General features: G+C 63.3%; 17 protein-coding genes. 9 read left to right on the top strand and 8 right to left on the bottom strand.

Annotated elements, in window-relative coordinates; translation table 11 throughout:
- Window positions 1–64 precede the first annotated feature (64 nt).
- From NO347_RS13585 to NO347_RS13575, 3 genes are all read right to left on the bottom strand, one after another.
- Window positions 65–1,021 (bottom strand): uroporphyrinogen decarboxylase family protein, encoded by a 957-nt coding sequence (locus NO347_RS13585; protein WP_256290153.1) that lies wholly within the window; start codon window positions 1,019–1,021, stop codon window positions 65–67.
- The gene (locus NO347_RS13580) at window positions 1,018–3,042 is read right to left on the bottom strand and encodes a hydantoinase/oxoprolinase family protein (protein WP_256290152.1); all 2,025 of its coding nucleotides are present in this window, start codon (window positions 3,040–3,042) and stop codon (window positions 1,018–1,020) included. The genes NO347_RS13585 and NO347_RS13580 overlap by 4 nt, the downstream gene beginning before the upstream one ends.
- A gap of 282 nt (window positions 3,043–3,324) precedes the next feature.
- Window positions 3,325–4,116 (bottom strand): IclR family transcriptional regulator, encoded by a 792-nt coding sequence (locus tag NO347_RS13575; RefSeq protein WP_256290151.1) that lies wholly within the window; start codon window positions 4,114–4,116, stop codon window positions 3,325–3,327.
- Window positions 4,117–4,544: 428 nt separating this feature from the next.
- Here NO347_RS13575 and NO347_RS13570 point away from each other — a divergent pair, with 428 nt between their 5' ends.
- From NO347_RS13570 to NO347_RS13560, 3 genes are all read left to right on the top strand, one after another.
- Window positions 4,545–5,873 (top strand): methyl-accepting chemotaxis protein, encoded by a 1,329-nt coding sequence (locus NO347_RS13570; protein ID WP_256290150.1) that lies wholly within the window; start codon window positions 4,545–4,547, stop codon window positions 5,871–5,873.
- Window positions 5,874–6,065: 192 nt separating this feature from the next.
- Entirely contained in the window at window positions 6,066–6,206 is a 141-nt protein-coding gene (locus NO347_RS13565) for a hypothetical protein (protein ID WP_256290148.1), read from the top strand.
- 43 nt (window positions 6,207–6,249) lie between these two features.
- On the top strand, window positions 6,250–7,257 hold the full coding sequence (locus tag NO347_RS13560) for a YeiH family protein (RefSeq protein ID WP_256290147.1): 1,008 nt from the start codon (window positions 6,250–6,252) through the stop codon (window positions 7,255–7,257).
- 42 nt (window positions 7,258–7,299) lie between these two features.
- Here the strand turns inward: NO347_RS13560 and NO347_RS13555 are convergent, their stop codons facing one another.
- Entirely contained in the window at window positions 7,300–7,674 is a 375-nt protein-coding gene (locus NO347_RS13555; RefSeq protein WP_256290146.1) for a rhodanese-like domain-containing protein, read from the bottom strand.
- Window positions 7,675–7,899: 225 nt separating this feature from the next.
- Here NO347_RS13555 and NO347_RS13550 point away from each other — a divergent pair, with 225 nt between their 5' ends.
- The 3 genes from NO347_RS13550 to NO347_RS13540 all read left to right on the top strand — a co-directional run bounded on the left by NO347_RS13550 (window position 7,900) and on the right by NO347_RS13540 (window position 9,277).
- Window positions 7,900–8,772 carry a universal stress protein gene (locus tag NO347_RS13550; protein ID WP_256290145.1) on the top strand — a complete coding sequence of 291 codons (873 nt, stop codon included), beginning with the start codon at window positions 7,900–7,902 and terminating at the stop codon, window positions 8,770–8,772.
- 3 nt (window positions 8,773–8,775) lie between these two features.
- On the top strand, window positions 8,776–8,940 hold the full coding sequence (locus NO347_RS13545) for a hypothetical protein (protein WP_256290143.1): 165 nt from the start codon (window positions 8,776–8,778) through the stop codon (window positions 8,938–8,940).
- Window positions 8,941–9,001: 61 nt separating this feature from the next.
- Window positions 9,002–9,277, top strand: a complete 276-nt coding sequence (locus NO347_RS13540) for a hypothetical protein (RefSeq protein ID WP_256290142.1) — start codon at window positions 9,002–9,004, stop codon at window positions 9,275–9,277.
- A gap of 26 nt (window positions 9,278–9,303) precedes the next feature.
- Here the strand turns inward: NO347_RS13540 and NO347_RS13535 are convergent, their stop codons facing one another.
- On the bottom strand, window positions 9,304–9,945 hold the full coding sequence (locus NO347_RS13535) for a phosphoribosyltransferase (protein ID WP_256290140.1): 642 nt from the start codon (window positions 9,943–9,945) through the stop codon (window positions 9,304–9,306).
- 109 nt (window positions 9,946–10,054) lie between these two features.
- Complete coding sequence (ppsA, locus tag NO347_RS13530) at window positions 10,055–12,337, bottom strand: pyruvate, water dikinase (RefSeq protein WP_256290139.1); 2,283 nt, start codon at window positions 12,335–12,337, stop codon at window positions 10,055–10,057.
- 130 nt (window positions 12,338–12,467) lie between these two features.
- Here ppsA and NO347_RS13525 point away from each other — a divergent pair, with 130 nt between their 5' ends.
- Entirely contained in the window at window positions 12,468–13,859 is a 1,392-nt protein-coding gene (locus NO347_RS13525; RefSeq protein ID WP_256290138.1) for an ADP-dependent glucokinase/phosphofructokinase, read from the top strand.
- Window positions 13,860–13,869: 10 nt separating this feature from the next.
- Here NO347_RS13525 and NO347_RS13520 read toward each other — a convergent pair whose 3' ends face one another.
- On the bottom strand, window positions 13,870–15,444 hold the full coding sequence (locus tag NO347_RS13520; protein ID WP_256290137.1) for a hypothetical protein: 1,575 nt from the start codon (window positions 15,442–15,444) through the stop codon (window positions 13,870–13,872).
- A 201-nt stretch (window positions 15,445–15,645) separates the two neighbouring features.
- Between NO347_RS13520 and NO347_RS13515 the strand changes: the two genes are divergently transcribed.
- A complete protein-coding gene (locus tag NO347_RS13515) occupies window positions 15,646–16,047 on the top strand; it encodes a high-potential iron-sulfur protein (RefSeq protein WP_256290136.1) in 402 nt (133 codons plus the stop codon).
- A 178-nt stretch (window positions 16,048–16,225) separates the two neighbouring features.
- A complete protein-coding gene (locus tag NO347_RS13510; protein WP_256290135.1) occupies window positions 16,226–16,489 on the top strand; it encodes a DUF8152 family protein in 264 nt (87 codons plus the stop codon).
- A gap of 171 nt (window positions 16,490–16,660) precedes the next feature.
- Here the strand turns inward: NO347_RS13510 and NO347_RS13505 are convergent, their stop codons facing one another.
- Window positions 16,661–18,256, bottom strand: coding sequence for an aldehyde dehydrogenase family protein (locus NO347_RS13505; RefSeq protein ID WP_256290134.1), 1,596 nt, complete (start codon window positions 18,254–18,256; stop codon window positions 16,661–16,663).
- Between the last annotated feature and the right edge of the window lie 53 nt (window positions 18,257–18,309).

The following is an 18,309-nucleotide window of genomic DNA, read 5'->3' as shown; positions in this document are numbered from 1 at the left end:
CTGTTGCGTCGTCGTTCGACTGTCGTACGCACCCGTGTGAGGGGGCACGTGTTCGTTCCGCGAGCTATGCATCCGCGTATCCCTCCCGAACCGCGTGGACCGCAGTCGGATGGACGTCGGGTGGAAGTTCCCGGCCGCTGGCGAGGAACGCAGACTCCGGCAACGCTCGACAGCGGGCTTCGACCTGGGAAGTGATCTCTGCGGGCTCCGAAGAAAGCAGATCGGCTGTGATGCCGCCCCCGACGCGGACGTCCGGGTGCGCGTCGGCTATCGCGGTCGGGTCGTCAGTGTCCAAGAGCAGCGCGGCTGGCTCAGCACGGTCGAGTACGGCGTCCACCATCGCTTCGGAGTACCCGTTCGGAGCCAGCGCGAGCGGCGTGTCGTAGAAGCCGGTGATGTTCCCCAGCACTTCGAGCGTCTCGGCAATCACGGCTGCCGCCGTCTCGCCGTCGAACGCCGCAGCCTCCTCGTATACGAGGAGGGCGTCGACTCCGGACTTGCCGAATTCGCGACCGAGTTCGCCGATAGCCGTACGGACTGGCTTAGCGTACGTCTGATCGAGCGCGGCGGCGTCGCCGAACGTCGCCTCGAGCGTCGTGAGTGGTCCGGGGACGGCGCCCACGACCGCCGCCTCGTCGAGGCCCGACACGAGCCGTTCACCGACGTCGACCACGGTCGGGAGCCGACCGCGGTCAGTGGCCGTCGTCGGATCGGCAACGTCTTCGGGCGAGTCCAGCGCCCGTTCGATCTCGAAGCGCGTGGCGTCGTCGTCCCACGCGACGTCCGCGCCGAGCGCTTCGGCGACGAGTGTCGTGTCGATACCCGTGCAGACCGCGTCGGTCTCGAACAGCCGATAGGCGGACTGGATCGCGTTCGCCTGCTGGGTCGCGTTCGAGAGGAAGATATCGGCCGGGACCTGGTTGACCGCCGCGGCCAACCGCCCGACGAGCGGGACGTACGGCTTCGGCTCTGCGCGCCGTCCGCGGAGGTATTCGACGGCCGATGGGGCCCCGAAGCTCATCGTTCGATGATTCCGTGACCGTACTCGTCTACCTCGAACGTCCAGGACGCCGGAATCACGTACGTCGTGTCCTCGGCCTCGATGATAGCACGTCCGGCGACGACGTTACCGGGTTCCAGCGATTCGCGCTGGTAGACGTCCGTCGATACCCAGCCGTCTTCGGGCCAGTACGCGTCGCGTTCGCCCTTGCGCGCGTGGCTCGGGTCCTCGCCTTGGAGTTCTTGCTCGCTGAAACCCTCGGTAGCGACCGGGCCGACTGCCGTGAGAACCATCGTGTCCAGGTCGATCCGCTCTTCCGGATCCGTCGCGACAGCTTCGAGCGTGTCCGTGAGATCCGCCGACTCGTCGAGGCGTGTCGGAACGGAAACCTCCTCGACGCCGGTGTCCGAGCGGACGAGCATCGTGAGGTCGAACCCGATTTCGTCGGCCTCGAAGCCCTCACCACGCATATCTTGCGTGGCCTCTGCCTCTAAGTCTTCAACGAGGTTGTTGTACTGTCGGACGTCTACGTCGGGCTGATCGACCGACGCTCGGGTGCCGAACGCAGCGGTGTATCGGTGCTCGACGTCGAGTGTCGCACCGCCGAACGCACTGAACTCCGCTGCGGCCGGCGCCGTGATGACGCGCTCGATTCCCGCTTTCTCTGCGAAGTCACAGCAGTGCATCGGACCAGCGCCGCCGTAGGCGACGAGCGTGGCGTCGCTGGGGTCGGTGTCACCGAGTTGGTCGGTGATCGAATCTGCGATGTTCTGATCGACCCGCTCTCGAATGCGAAGGGCGGCATCGGCGATCGATGTGTCCAGGGGATCGGCGACAGCCCGCTCGATGGCGTCGTCGGCGCGGTCGGCGTTCAACTGCTGATCGCCGCCGAGGAAGTAGTCGGGGTCGATGTATCCGAGTGCGACGTCGGCGTCGGTCGTCGTCGGTTCGAAGCCACCGAGGTCGTAGCAGGCCGGTCCCGGTTCTGCGCCCGCGCTTTCGGGGCCGACCGTGAGTTCCCCACCGTCGACGGAGGCGATCGATCCGCCGCCCGCGCCCGCGGTGTGGACGTTGACCATCGGAATGTGGACCGGCATCTCCGCGACTTCGGGGTCGAGGTCGCGTTCGACCGTTCCGGCGCTGATCTGTCCGATGTCGATGCTCGTCCCACCCATATCGGTACTCAGGGCCGCGTCGAGGTCGTACAGGTCGCTGAACGCCTTCGTTCCGAGGACGCCGGCGACCGGCCCGGAGTTGTAGGTGTGGAGCGCGACCGTCTTCGAGACGCCCGCGACGCCGCCGGCTGACTGGCCAATGAGAAGCGGATTGCCGTACCCGCTGTCGCGGACGTCGTCCTCGGCTTTGTACAGTGATCGCGCCATCGGCCGGTGGATGTAAGCGTTGGTCAGGGCCGTGTACGAGCGGGCGAGATAGCCCGGACGGCTACTCACTTCGTTCGCTGTGAGGACCTGATTCGGCCCCAGGTAGTGCGGTGGATACTCGGACTCGATTATGTGGCGCGCCTGTTCCTCGTTGGCCGCGTTGTGAAAGGAGTTCGAGAGGCTGATGACGAGGAGTTTTGCACCGCGGTTCATCAGGGTCTTCGCCGCCTCGAGGACGTCTTCCCGCTCGACGGGGTCGACGACGTTCCCGTCGGCGTCGATCCGTTCGTCGATGCCGGCGACGAGACTCTCGTCAGTGAGCGCTGTGATGCCACTGTTACCGTCGACAGCCGTCTCGAAGAGGTCGTCTTTACGGCCCGATGTCACGATCATCCCAATCTGTGGCCCAGATCGCTCGATGATGGTATTCGTGCCGATAGTTGTCGAAAAGCGAATGACGTCGGTGTCGACGAGGAACTCCTCGGTCGATTGATCGAGGCTATCGGCCGCTTTGTCGATGCAGTTCCTGAAACAGACGGTCAGGTCGTGGTCTGTCGTCGGTACCTTGACTGTCGTGGACCCGCCCGGATACGAGACGTATCCGTCGGTGAAGGTCCCGCCAGTGTCGATACTGACGTAGTAGTTGGTTTGGCTTGACATACCACGTGATCATCATTGTTAATGCTCACAATAAATGTTCTGTGCAGAAGCGTATTTGCCATCGTCAAAAATTTCTCCCTGAAAAGGTGGAAATAAAATACGATCGCCGGGGCCGAGGTAGCAGAGGACAATTGGTGTGCATTAGAACAGTGTATGGGTGAGTAGGCATCGAAGGACCGCAGTTTGCAGTGTGTCGATATCGAACGCTCTGAAGCCGCGAATCGCGTCTGACCTTCTTTTTGGTATCATCAAAACGAATAAAATCGTGGCTACCACTCACAGTCACTGCCTTGTCGGACTCGACTGGAGTGCAATTTCCGCGTTGTGGGCAGATCTCGTCACCAGTTCCGGAAGTTCGTCACGGAAGTACGACCCACGCCAGTTACTCGCCGGTCCCGACACGCTCAGTGCGCCGATGAGTCCGTTCTTGCTGTCGACGACAGGCGCGCCGACAGCGCGGATTCCTCGCATCTGCTCTTGATCGTTCAGTGCGTAGCCCTGGTCTCGCACCGTCTCTAGTTCGTCCAACAACTCCTCGCGCTCGGAGATCGTCTGTTCTGTGATCGCCGGCAGCCCGTGTGCCTCGATTACTTCCTGGACTCGCTCGGGCGGTAGTCTCGCCAGCATAGCCTTCCCGCCCGCCGTACAGTGAATGTGCTCTTGTGGCTGATCGCGTTTCGCCGCGTGAAAATCTTTTCCGATGGCTTTCTCACCGAACACCTCATAGAGGACTAACAGTTTCCCTTCGTACTCGATCAGAAGATGTGCGACGCCGTTGCTCGCGTGTGCGAGTCGGTCGACCTCGTCTCTTGCCACCTGATAGAGTGGATTCTGGCTCCGAACACGCTCACCCAGCGGGAGGAGTTCGAGGCTCAAACCGTACGCACCGTCCCGCTGTTCGACGAATCCGGCTTCCTGCAGCGTTGCCAGATAGGTGTGCACCGTCCCAGGAGAGAGACCCAACTCCGCGGCGAGTCCGGATACCGTGCTCGGCCCTTCCCTCCGGAGGTAGATCAACAGCCGACACGCTCGCTGTACCGACTTGATCCGCCGCGGCGCGGTATCTGTTCCCATACAAGAACGACACTCACGATCTTACTTAATTTTTTGTGATTATCAAAATGCTTTGCGAGAGCCGTAAGTACGGATCCGTGATCGCCCGCCCGCCACGGTACCTGAATCAGGGCCATAGATAAATAACAAATGTACCGGTGTTATCGGGCCACATACCTCGCCTGCAGGAGATGGGTTAGCTCAGGTCGAGATACGCCATTTGGATAGTCAGTTCCAAGTATATTAAATAAATACTTTCAAATAAGTATAGTATATCTACATACCCAGAACCAGTTCCAAAACAGATCTAGAAGCAGCTCTAAGCCAAATCCAGACTAACCAACAGATAATTTTATATAAATATTATCTGGTAATTATGGTGCCGAACGAGAACGGAGAAACACAGAAAGACTCAAGGGACCAGTTATTGGTTATCAGAGATGAGATAGATGACCTCGGAGCAGCTTACAGCGGGAGTCACACTCAACGAACAGGACGGGAAAGCGGAATTACAGCAGAAGCTGGACTTCTGGCGGCAGATGTTCGATACCGTCGTCAACGCGTTTCCGGAACCGGTCGTTGTCGTCGATGATAATGGAGTTATCACTCACTGGAACGATCGGATGGAGTCGCTCATCGGTTACACGGCCGAGGAGGCGGTCGGCCAACAGGCCTACGACGTGTTCCAGACCGAGGGCGAGAGCGAAATACTCGCAGAGAAGGTCGCCAGAACGGGGGAGACCATTCGCGAAGACGACATCCGGACCGGCACGAACGCCGATGGAGACACGTGGCACATCCGAGCAGCCGCCTTTCCACTGACAGATTCGGACGGGACCGTGATCGGCGCGTTCGAGGTCACGCCGCAGGTCACCGAACTCGTCGAGCAGCGACTGTTGCTCGAAGACCTCCAAGCGCAGATGTCCGACGAAGTCGGGGCCGCAGTTGCGGAGTTACAGGACTCCGCCGAAAATGTCGCTGCAAGTTCCGAGGAGATCAGCGAGTACACGCAGGCGCAAGTGGACGACCTCGAAGAGGTCTCAAGCGAGATTGCGACGTTCAGCGCGACCATCGAGGAGATCGCTTCGAGCGCCGAGGAGGTGAACACCCAGAGCGACGAAGCACGGAAACTGGCCGAGGAGTCTCAAGAGGCCGGACAGGCTGTGTTGGACGTCACACAGCAAGTCGCGGAGGCCGGCGAAAACGTCGGCAGGAGTACCCAAAGTCTCGTCGCAAAGCTCGACGAGATCGACCAGCTCGTCGAGGTCATCACCGATATCGCAAACCAGACTAATCTCCTCGCGCTCAACGCGAACATCGAGGCCGCGCGCGCCGACAAGGACGGCAACGGGTTCGCCGTGGTCGCGAACGAGATCAAGGAACTCGCCGAACAGTCGAAGTCCGAGGTCGACGAAATCGAGCGAATCGTCTCGGAAATCCGCCAGTCGACAGACGAAGTGACGACGCACGTCGGGACGGCGAACACGCACGTTCAGGACGCCGTCGAGCACACCGAATCCCTCGTCGAGAACCAGGTCGCGATCGTCGAGACGATCCAAGAGACGGCTTCGGGGATGGACGAGATCGCCGACGCAACCGACGAACAAGCGGCGAGTGCCGAGGAACTCGCCGCCACGGTCGACACGGCGGTCGGTCGTGCGGAGACGATCTCGACAGAGATCGAAGACGTCGCTGCGGCCAACGAAGAGCAGACGGCGATGGTACAGGAGATCCGCGAGAGCATCGATCGGGTCGAACGCCAGCTCGATTCGAACTGATAGGGGTTATCGTAAGTCTCCATAGATTTCTCGCCGGACGGTACGGCGAGAATCTCCGAACAGTTACGATAACCCCTATGAGTCGCAAGCCCGTTCGTTTGCGGCGTCGCCGGACGCGTAGGTCATCGACGCTGATCTGTATCCCGCCAATTATTTCCGCTATCTCTGACACGGTAGAGATACCTGTAAGCGATGTCGAACGAAGACTCCTCGAACACGGCGGCCGGACCGGACCCGATCGATCTGGCGTTCGACCGGTGGACGGCACTGGATCGTGACTGGAAAGCAGTGATCCTTGGAACTCTCGTGCTCTCGGTCGTCCTTGTCTCGTAGCCAGGAATATAACTGATCTGACTGTACACAACCGATCATCTCAATGATAGCTCGAAACACGGCGCGAGTGGTCCCCGGAGTGGCAGTTCTCGTTGCTGGGGCGGCCGTCGCACACGTTCTCTCGACGGCCGTCGGCGTCAACAGACTGATTTTGGCCGTCGGGCTGGGGGTCGTCGTCGCCAACTCTGTCGGGACCCCCGAGTGGGCCGAAGACGGCCTCGCGACGCACAAACTCTGGCTGGAGACCGGTATCGTGCTGATGGGTGCGCGGATCGCGGTCGACCAGCTGCTCTCGGTCGGGCTCTCCTTACTGGTGCTCGTCGTCAGCTTCCTCGGCTTCAGTCTCCTGTTCGTCGAACTGGTAGCGCGGAACGTCTTCGAGATCCCGGACCGATTAGGCTCGCTGCTGGCCGCCGGATATTCCATCTGTGGCGTCTCTGCGATCGTCGCCGTCTCCAGCGGCGTCCGCGCGAAGAGCGAGCAGATCGCCTACGCGGTGGCGACGATTCTCCTGTTCGACGCGGTCACGCTGGCGACGTATCCGGCGATCGGTCGCCTGTTGGATCTCCCGGACATCGTCTTCGGTATCTGGGCCGGGATCAGTATGGTGAGTACGGGACCGGTCGTCGCGGCCGGATTCGCGTACTCGCCGACGGCCGGCCAGTGGGCGACGGTCACGAAACTCGGACGGAACGTCTTCATCGGCGTCGTCGCGATCCTCTATGCGGTCTACTACGCCCGGCAGAACGGCGGCGACGGCGAGACGTCGGTAGCGAGTTGGCGGTACTTCTGGGGCCAGTTCCCGAAGTTCGTCCTGGGATTCGTGCTCGTGGCCGGCGTCGCCAGCGCCGGTCTCCTCTCGGACGCGGAGGTTGCCCTGCTGGAACGCGGCTACCAACTGCTGTTCCTCGTCGCGTTCGTCGGTCTCGGAACGAGCATCGAAATTCAGGGGATGCGGCGAACCGGTATCAAACCGCTCTTGGTCGTCCTGAGCGCGCTCGTGGCCGTCAGCGTGCTGTCGCTCGGCGCCGCAATGCTCGTCTTCGCCTGAGACGACTCGGTGCCACCTCACGCGCTCGTTGCGATCCGCTCCCTACGAGAGTTTCCAGATGAGCGAGCGGAGCTTGTAGCCCAGGGAGCCCTTCTGATAGCCGTTCCACCCGCCCATCCCGCCGAGGAGCGTCATCGCGTCGTACCCCTCCTCACGGAGGATGCTCGTCGCCCGTTTCGCGACCATCCCCTGCTTGCACACGACGACGACGTCCTTGTCGGCGGGGATCTCGTCGAGGCGACCGCGTAGCGTGGAGTCGTCACCACTCCGCAGGTCCTCGTAGACCGGGACGTTCCGACTCCCGTCGATCGAACCTGCCCGATAGGCAGACGTCGGGCGGATGTCCACCACCAAAAGGTCCTCTGTCGACCCGGAGTCGAGTCGTTCGTCGAGTTCGGCCGGTCGGATCGTACTCATTGGATGTATATTGCGCTCAGAGTACAAAGCTAATCTGCTTCGGTCGATCGGCGGTCCGCGTCGGCGGCGAGTCGCCCGCTCGCGAGGATTAACAGTAAGCACGGGCTAACAAAACGACTTCCCCGCCTCTCGTCAGCCAGCGATGCGACCATCCCAGCCGGCGAACCGACGGCAGCACCCAGCGCGTGGGCAGTCTTCCTAGCCCGTGATCACGCAGGTCCATCTATGTACGACGACATCCTCATCCCGACCGACGGAAGCACTGGCGCAGAAAACGCAATCGCCCGAGCTCTGGACTTGGCACGGACGAGCGAAGCCACAGTCCATATCTTGCACGCCGTCGACACCGGTGCGGAGCCGGCGGGGCTGGAAGCGGCTGCTCGCGAGAAGCTCCGAGGACAGGCCGAGAAACGCGGCCGGGACGCGGCCGTTCGAATCCAGGAGCGAGCCGACGACCTCGGACTCGAAACGGTCCGGGTCGTCGAAACCGGGCGTCCGCACCGGGTGATCCGCCACTACGTCGACGAGAACGGGATCGACCTGGTGGTGATGGGAACGCACGGCCGCGCGGGTGCCGAACGGTCCCGACTCGGAAGTACGACAGAGCGTGTGGTGACGTCCACCAGCATCCCGGTGATGGCCGTCCGATTCTCTGCGGAACCGGCCCCGGAGTCAGGCTACGCGATGTATGACCACGTCGTGATCCCCACCGACGGCAGCGACGCCGCTGAACGGGCGGCGGAACACGGCCTCGGTATCGCCGAGCGGTACGGTGCCGACGTTCACGTCGTCTACGTCGTCGACACGACGACCTACGAATTCGACGACGTTCCGCAGAGCATCGTCGGGATGCTCAAGCAGGGTGGCGAGAACGCGGTCGAATCGATCGCCGCCGCGTCGCGCGAACGAAATCTGCCCGTGACGTCGAACGTGCTCCGCGGGGTCCCCCACGAAGAACTCCTCGACTACGCCGACGGGGTCGACGCCGACCTGGTCACGATGGGAACGCGCGGCCACGGGGAGGCCGACAGGTACCTCGGCAGTACGACCGCCCGCGTGCTCAGACGCTCGGAGATGCCGATCCTGACCAGCAATTGAACGATGAGCGTCGAAGGCCTCTGTCAGATCTGCGAGTCGGCTCCGGCCGAACACCAGTGTCGCCGGTGCGGCGCGCTCGTCTGTGATACGCATTACGACGCGGAGGCGGGACTGTGCACGGACTGTGCGGCGGCGGTCGACGGTGGCGAGTCCGACTCGATCAGGTGATGTGGACGCCACCGTCTCAGGCACTGGGACATTAATTAGCACGGCGCGCGTCTGTAACGGTATGGCGACTGTCTACTTCCGTGACGACGCCGAACCGGTCGAGAGCGAGCGCGTGTTCGTCGCCGAGAACGGTTGGGTCGCGGTGACCGACGAGGGTCGGGAGCCAGTGATGTATCCGGCGGACCGAGTCGCGCGGATCGAAGGAACCGACGACATCTACTACGACACAGCCGTCCTCACCGAGGAGGTCGGGTCCAGAACCGTCGACGACGGGGGACACGTGCTGCAGGAACCGACTGTCGTCCGGCGAATGGTGACCGAAATCGAGATTTACTGAGCCCAATCGGACACTCCTCGACGACGTCAGCGATCCGGCGATTCGAGGTACGCCATCGCCTCCCCGTCCGACACTTGGCTGAAGTTCTCGTAGAAGCCGCCGACGCCGATGAACCGACTCGGCGTTTCGAGACAGACGACCTCGTCAGCCATCGACTCTAACTCTCGGACCGTTTCGGGCGGTCCGACTGGAACCGCCAGCACGATCCGCGCTGCGTCTCCGTCTCGGAGCATCTGGAGGCAGGCTTTGGCGGTCGAGCCGGTGGCGACGCCGTCGTCGACGACCGCGACGGTCTTCCCCGCGAGATCGGGAGCCGGCCGGTCGCCCCGGTAGCGCTCGGCCTTCTGCTCGGCTTCCTCGGCGATTCGCTCGCGCTCGCGCTGGAAGTACTCTTCGTCGTACCGGTGGCGCGCGTCCTCGTTCCGCCAGACGGAGCCGTCGCTGGCGACGGCGCCGACCGCGAACTCCGGATTTCCCGGTGCTCCGATCTTCTTGGCGACGACGACGTCCAGGGGTGCATCGACCGCGTCGGCGACGGCCCGTCCGAGCGGGAGGCCACCGCGAGGGATGGCGAGCACGAGGTCGACGTCGGTGTCGCGCTCTTCGAGCGCCTCACCGAGCAGTTCTCCGGCCTCGGTGCGGTCTGCGAATCGACGGGTGGATGTCATAGCTATGTTCGAACTACGAACTCCACCGACCTGTAATGTGTGGGTGAACTCACAGGATCGAGATCGGGGTCGGGATGGGGACTAGTGCCGGAAGCCCGACTACCCGCCGTTACGACGGGGGGTTCTCGGCTTCGCTGACCTTCTGGATCGTTTCGATCGCGACGTCGGGCGTGACAGAGATCGAATCGACGTCGGCCTCCAGTAGGAGGTCGACGAAGCCGGGAACAGTCGAGGGAGCGTCGCCGCAGATACCGACGGGTCGGTCGTGCTCGTGCGCCTCCTTGACCAGCGACTCGATCGACCGCGCGACCGCCTCGTCGCGCTCGTCGAACAGCGAGGCGAGTTTCTCGGAGTTGCGGTCGACGCCCAAGAGGAGTTGCGTGAGGTCGTTCGAACCGATCGAGAAGCCGTCGAACAGCTCCGAAAAACGATCGGCGAGCACGACGTTCGACGGCACCTCGGCCATCACGAAGACATCGAGGTCAGTCTGGGAGAGGCCGTGTTCGTCCATCATATCGAGGACGCGTCTTCCCTCTTCCGGCGTCCGACAGAAAGGCACCAATACCGTCACGTTGTCGAGGCCGACCTCCTCGCGAACGCACCGCAGCGCCTCGCATTCGAGGCGGAACGCCTCCCGGAAATCCTCGTCGTAGTACCGCGAGGCACCACGCCAACCCAGCATCGGGTTCGCCTCGTCGAACTCGTACTTCCAGCCGCCTTCGAGCCGCTGATACTCGTCCGTCTTGAAGTCACTCAGTCGGACGACGACCCGATCGGGGTAGAATGCCGCCGCGATCTTCGCGATCCCGGTCTGGAGCGCGGTGATGTACTGCTCGCCCTCGCCGCGTTCGAGCATCGCGAGCGGGTGCGTGCCGACGTGGGAGGTGATGATGAACTCCTCTCGGACGAGTCCGACCCCGTCGACCGGCAGGCTGGCGAGCGAGAAGGCGCGACTGGGATCGCCCAGGATGAGCATCACGTCGGTCTCCGTCTCCGGCACGTCGGTGATCGTTTCCTCGCGGGTCTCGAATTCGAGTTCACCGTCGTACACGTACCCCGTTTCGCTGGTACAGTCCACCGTGACCGCGTCGCCGTCCCGGAGGACTTTCGTGGCGCGCTGGGTCCCGACGACCGCGGGCACGCCCAGCTCCCGCGAGACGATTGCCGCGTGGGAGGTCTTTCCACCGCGCTCGGTCACAATCGCGCTCGCCTTCTTCATAATCGGAACCCAGTCGGGAGCGGTCATCTCGGTGACGAGGACGTCGCCCGCCTGGAAGCGGTCCATCTGGCTGACGTCGTCGAGCAGCTTGACCCGGCCGGTGGCGATCGCACTGCCGATCGCGACGCCGTCGAGAAGCGTCTCGCCCTCCTCGAGGAGTCGATACGACCGGATCACGTTCGCCTCGGACGCGCCGTGAACGGTCTCGGGACGCGCCTGCACGACGAACAGTTGCCCGAGGTCGCCGTCCAAGAGCCACTCGACGTCCATCGGTCGGTCGAAGTGGTCCTCGATTCGCTCGGCGTACGTCGCCAGCGTCCGGATCTCGTCGTCCGAGAGCGCGTACTGGTTTCGTTCTGGCTCGGGAACGTCTTCGACCACTGTGTCGCCGTTCTGCCGGACCATTCGCTGTGCTTTCCCCCCGAGCCGTTTTTCGAGAATCCCGTTCGTCGGCTTGAATACGACGTACCGATCGGGATCGACCTCTCCCTGGACGATCAGTTCTCCGAAACCGTACGCGGCTTCGACGACGACGACGTTCTCGAAGCCCGAGTCGGGGTCCAGCGTGAACAGCACGCCCGAGGAGCCGAGGTCCGCCTGACCCATCTTCTGTACGACACAGGCGAGTCGTACGTCGAAGTGGTCGAAACCCTTGTTCTCCCGATAGACGATCGCCCGATCGGTAAAGAGCGAGGCGTAACAGCCCTTGACAGCGTCGAGTAACTCCTCCCGGCCGGTCACGTCCAGAAAGGTGTCCTGTTGGCCAGCGAACGATGCGGTCGGCAGGTCCTCTGCCGTCGCGGAGGACCGAACGGCGACCGCAGGATCGCGTGTGTCGAGTTCTCGCGCGACGGCCTCGTACTGTTCGGCGATTTGGGTTTCGAGGTCTGGCGGCATCGTCGCCTCCCGGATCAGCCGTCTGACCCGCTCGCCGCGCGACTGGAGGTCACTCACGTCGTCCACGTCCAGGCCATCGAGCGCCGATTCGATGTCCGAGCGGATGCCCGTCTCGTCGACGTAGTACTCGTAGGCCGCCGCAGTCGTCGTAAAGCCCGGCAGAACGGGGACGTCGAGGCCTGCGAGCTCGCCGAGGTTCGCGGCCTTCCCGCCGACTGAGCCCACGTCGTCGCCGCCGACGTCCTCAAGTGATCGAACGAATGGTTGGCTGGTCATCACTTGAGACTACGTGGTCATCCGTGTTAACGTTCGGCAGGAAATCGACAGGAGCGTCGCCGATGCCACAGCGGACGAGACACGGACTGTCGTTACTGATTTGTCACAACGGACGAAACACAGAACCAATATGTCCCCGCAAGACGACCTCGACGCCGACCTCAGCGCACTCCGTGACCTGCCGGTCTTTCTCGCGTACAACGCGAACGTCGACGCGGTCGTCGATGTCGGCCCGGCCCTCGAAGCCGAACTCCCGCGGCCTGACGAACCGGGCACGGCGGCCCCGCCCGCCCGCCTCGCTTCGGCGTCGGACCTCGCGACGGCGATCACACACACGATGGCGACGGGGGAAGGCGACGAAGTCGCGATGACGTCCGAACTCGCGGACGAACTGGAGACGCGACTGGAACCGGATGCGATGCAGATGGGCGGACAGGCGGGGATTATGACGAATCTCCTCTCGACGCTCGACGCCGCCCCGATACTGTACACGTATCTCCTGTCTGAGACCCAGCAGTCGATGTTCGAGCGACCCGAGGGCGTCAGATATCCACGCGTCGAAGACGGAACGGTCTCGTTCGTCCCGGTCGCCGAGGCGACGAACACCGAACGGACCAAGATCAACTGGATCTTCGAGTTCCGGGAGGGAGCAGAGTTGTTCGGCGTCCGCGCGACCGGCGACACCCGATTCATCGCGGCGTCGCGACCGCCGGAGTTCGACTTGCACGCCGGCGACCTAGATCCGGTCGTCGACCAGGTGGGTGCTGAGATCGACGGTGCCCTACTGGCGGGCTATCACAACCTGACGCCTGAGAACATCGACGACGGCTACGTGGAGACGCTACGACACGCCCGCGAGACCCTGGCTCGACTACGGTCCGGCGGCGACTTTCCGGTCCACGTCGAGTACGCCGTGACCCACGACGACGACCTCCGCGCGGCGATCACCGAGATAATCCTCCCGGAGGCGAACGTCATCGGTCTCGATCCGAACGAACTGGGGTTGTTGCGGGGTGACGTCGACCGCGACGGCGCGACGACGGATTCGTCGGCCTCCGGTGGGGATCTGCCGGATCGGGACTCGCCTGCGGCGGAGATCCTCGAACACTACCGAGTCCTGCAATCCCTCGTCGACCACCTCGGCGTCGACTGCATCCGACTGCACGCGATGGACTACCATCTCGCGGTGATGGACGAGTACCTCTCTCCGGACGCCGTCCGCCGGGGGCTCGAATTCGCCGCGATCAACGCGGCGACGAAGGCGGCCACCGGCCGTATCAGCGCCCCGGAGGATCTCGAAGCGGGGCTCGACTACGACCCCGCAGAGTCGGGAAAGCACGCGATCGAGACGCTCGCAGACGCTGTCGGTGCCAGCGCCGAAGACGGCGTGTTGACGACGCCGAGGGTCGTGGCCGCCCCCAACCGAGTCGTCGCAGACCCCGCGAGCACGGTCGGCATCGGCGACATCGTCTCCGCGGCCAGTTTCGCGCTCGAAGTGGCCGTCACAGGTGGGAAGAGGTGATTCGAGGTCGCTAGCTCGCCTGGGCGGTGGAGTTGTTCGCCGTCCGATCCCGGACGTTGATCGAGACGCCACCGCCCTCGGGGACAGTGACGTTCCGCGTGCCCACGATCTCGCCGTCGGCGTTCGTCACCACGACCGTGACTGTCGTCCCACCGGCCCGGTCGTCAGTCTCGTCCTGGACGTTCTCGAACTCCGACTGCGTCAGGAAGGCGTAGATCGGTTCCGTGCCTTCGACGAGCGTGACGTCGCCGCTCTCGGCGTTCACGAACGCCGTGTACACGACGCCGGAGCGGCTTCGCGGCACGACCTTGACGTGCCAGTAGAGAGTCTCTCCCTTCACGACTGGCACGGGCGCAATCGCGTCGGCGTTCGAGAGGCGATTGACCTGCGGCCGACGCTCGACGAAGTCGACCGCCTTCTGTGGCCCGATCTGGGACTCGTCGTAGCCCTGCACGCCGATCGCTCCGGTCTGGCCGTCGATCGTCCAGACCTCGTACACGCCGTTGCCGCTCCCGGTGGGTTCGGTGGCGACGAAGTACGTCAATTCGGGGTCGTCGCCGTCGGTCGGGACGACGATCGGCCACCTGTTGCCCGCTTCGGGGAGATCGGCGATCGCCAACACGTCCTCCTTCCAGAACCACTTGTTGAGCGCGCCGTTGACGTACTGCATCGACTCGACTTTGAACATCGTGAGTTCGTAGGGGTAGAAGTTCTGCCCGCGGAGGAGCGGCGACGACCGAGCCGCCTCGGGTGACAGACTCTCGATCGACCCATCGGAGCGCATTAGCTCGACGGACCCGTGTCGGGGGGTTGCATAGAGCTGTGGGATGGGTGCGAGCCGGAACTTCCAGTCGTAGACGGTCGTCGAGTGCGCGATGTAGGAGGTCCCGTTCGCTCGGGCGTTGAACGTCGTCTCCCAGTTGTGGCGCTTCAGCGGGGAGTGCAGCACCTGTTGGTACTGATAGGAGTCGAAAAAGAGCTGGCCGCGGCCGTGGGTGAACGTCCGCTCTTCCACTTGGACCCGCTTCTGCGTCGTCGTCATATCGACGTACAGCGCGCCTCTCTGTGTGCCGAACCACGCCACCATAAAGTTGTCAGGCGCGAGTCCGTGCGACCACGCGTACGAACCGTTGTGGTAGGCGATGTCCGAGCCCGTGAGCCGGTACTGCGGATACTGCATCGACGATTGCGCGTAGTTGTCGGAGACGCTCCGGGGCAGCACACGCACGTTCTCCGTGGACGTATTTGGCAACGTGTCCAACCGCGTCGCGTCCTGCTGCACCTGCGTCGCCATATCGGTGTGCGCGTAGACGCCGCCCACGACCGGGCCGACGAAGACGCCGAGGACGACGAAGACGACGACGCCGAGCAGCAGCAGTTCCTGCCGCTCACGCACCACCCCGACGGCAGCAATCACTGCCGACACTATGCCCCACTGGAGAATGCTGGGCGTGCCGACGAGGGCACCATAGAGTACGGACTGTACTGCTGGGAGGGTGAGTACCGCGCCGACGAGGGCGACGACCGCAGCAAGCCCCAACTGGGCCCGCGTCAGGTCGGAATCGAAGGTATCGGGGACACTCATACCTACGCCTCGGAGTGCCAGTTTTGAGTGCTTACTGGTATCGCGATCCATCAACCCGAGGCGAACGTCTGTCTGAGTGGCACCGCGCTCGCCCCTATGAGAACACGGTATTATGCTTCCTGACGTAATCAACGTATGGGTACTTCCCGTGCCGCAGGAACTGCCCGCAGCGGTAAGCCGATTCCAGCCTTCTGTGTGAGTATGGCAGACGGAAACGGTAACTCACGTCGACGGTTCTTGCAACTGACCGGCACGACAGCAGTGGTTGGTCTCGCTGGGTGTTCCGGTAACGGCGGCGGCGACGGAGGCGGCGAGGAAACGACCGAAGCACCGACGACGACGGCGCCGCCGTCTGACGACGACACCGTGCCCGAGCAGTACGCCACGGCAACGTCGCTGGGCGGGCAAGAGCGCGACCCCGACAGCCTGTCGGCTAAATCGGACGTACAGTACCAAGAGGAACCGAAAGAGGGCCAGCAGTGTTCCGGCTGTACGTTCTACATCGAGGACAAGAACGGCGACGGGTTAGGGGCCTGTGCCATCGTCGAGGGGACGATCGACCCCGAGGCGTGGTGTATAAGCTACGCACCGTACCAGGAATAGTAGCTACGCCGGCGACACGACGAACACCACGTCGGTCTTTCTGCGCCGACACGTCGAGAGCCGCTTGAATTCGGCCCCGCACCCATCCAGCAGGACCGCTCAGTGGGACAACGGACGATCGCGGGGCGACCGAGAACACCCGCAATGCTATTTCCGGCCCGGACTGTACCTCAGTTCGATGACTGCCGATCCACGCGTCGAATTGTACGAGTCACTGGCGGCGACGGCCGAACTTCCGGTCGACCGGACGCCCAGTCGTGTACTGGGTGAAGCTGAATCTATCGCGTCGGACCTCCGTGACATAGACGATCCGACCGTCGCCGCCGGCCGGGCACAGACGATCGTCGATCTCTTAGCTGAAATCGACGAAACGGGCAATTCAGAAGCGGACGCACACGTCGACCGGGCTCGTGAACTGGCCATCCAACTGTCCGACCAGTGACCTCGTCGATTCGAGATTACAAGCCGGGGCAACCCACCAGCCCGTACGGGACGGTCAGATCCGGCGTCTGAGCCGGGTAAGAGGTTCGACTCGTCGATAGGGTGCGTCTCGAGGGCCGGGAGTCGAGGGGCACCGCGAGCAGGTCGTCGAATTCGCTCTGTGCGACGCCGATCACTCCCGAGCGTCCCTCACGTGCGTCCGACTCTGTTCGCGCATAAACTGCGGGAGGTACCAGTAGCCGCCGGCGAACTTCCCGGTCGTCCCCGAGAACTTCCAACCGCCGAAGGGCTGAGCCTGGACGAGCGCGCCGGTCGTCGCGCTCTGGGCGCGATTGACGTAACACATCCCGGAGTCGATCCGATCGAACCACGTCTCGATCTCGCTCTCGTCCTCGGAGAAGAGGCCGGCACAGAGGCCGTAGTCGCTGTCGTTGGCCTTGTCGATTGCCTCCGCTAAGTCCGTGACCGGATGGACCGTCACGAACGGGAGGAAGTGTTCTTCACGCGCCAGCGCGTGGTCGTGCGGGACGTCGGTGACGACGGTCGGTTCGACGTATCGCCCGTCGGGGAGGTCGGAGGCGTCGACGACGTCGCCGCCCGTGTGGATCGTGCCCTCGGCGGCCGCCTGCTCGCAGATGTCGGCGTACCGTTCCAGTGCCCGGTCGTCGATGACCGGGGAGACGACCGTCTCCTCGGCCTCGGTGGGTCCGATTCCGAGCGACTCCGTTTTCTCGACTAGTCGGGAGAGGAACTGATCGAACACGTCTTCGTGGACGTAGACGCGGGAAGTCGCCGAACACTTCTGCCCGCTGAACGAGAACGCACCCATCGCCACGCCGGAGACGGCCTTCTGTATATCTGCCGCGGTGGTCACGATCACGGAGTTCTTCCCGCCGAGTTCGGCGATGACGGGGCCGCGCTTGCCGAGGTCTTGGAACGTCCGCTCGATCGAGAGCCCGACCTCTCGCGAGCCGGTGAAGACGATGCCTGCGACGTCCTCGTGTTCGACGAGGGGTTGGCCGACGGTGCTGCCGCCCCCGGTGACGAGATTGATGACGCCGTCGGGCAGGCCGGCGTCGGTCAGGATCTCGACGAATTTGTGCGCGATCAACGGTGTCGCACTCGCGGGTTTGACCACGGCGGTGTTGCCGGTGATGACTGCCCCCGTCGTCATCCCCGCGAGGATCGCGATCGGGAAGTTGAACGGCGCGATGACGCCGAACACGCCGTACGGTCGCAAGAGGTTGCGACAGTGCTGTCCCGGCGTCGGTTCGCCGGTATCGAACTCGTAGCCGTCGTGTCGTTCGAGTTCGCGGCTGTAGAACCGGAGGAAGTCGATCGCCTCGTCGACGTCCGCGATGGATTCGGTGCGGTTCTTGCCGTTTTCGAGCGAGACCGTCGCAGCGAGTTCGAACTTCCGTTCACGGAGCTCCTCGACAGCGTCGCGGAAGATCTCGACGCGCTCCTCGACAGCGGTGTGCCGCCACTCGTCGAACGCGGCGGCCGCCGCTCGGACCGCGCGATCGACGTCGTCGGGGGTCCCCGCAGCGAACTCCCCGATCGTGACGTCGAAGTCGCCCGGACTCGTGACTGTGAACTGCTCGTCGGCGTCGACGGGACCGCCGTCGACCCACAGCGGATGTGATTTCCCGAGCGTGGCTCGGACGTCCGTGACTGCGTCCTCGTACGACTGGTGGAACTCCTCGACGGTGTCGTTCTGGCGGTGTGTCTCGAACGTGAGCTCGTTCTCGAAGGGGACGGGGTCCATACGTTACGTTTCGCTCCGGAAGCTAATATTATTGCGCAGTCATATCATATATT

The organism is Halobellus inordinatus (genome assembly GCF_024464655.1).
Lineage (GTDB): Archaea > Halobacteriota > Halobacteria > Halobacteriales > Haloferacaceae > Haloquadratum > Haloquadratum inordinatus.
Note: the sequence above shows the minus strand (reverse complement) of the source record. Positions and strands in the feature narration are given on the sequence as shown.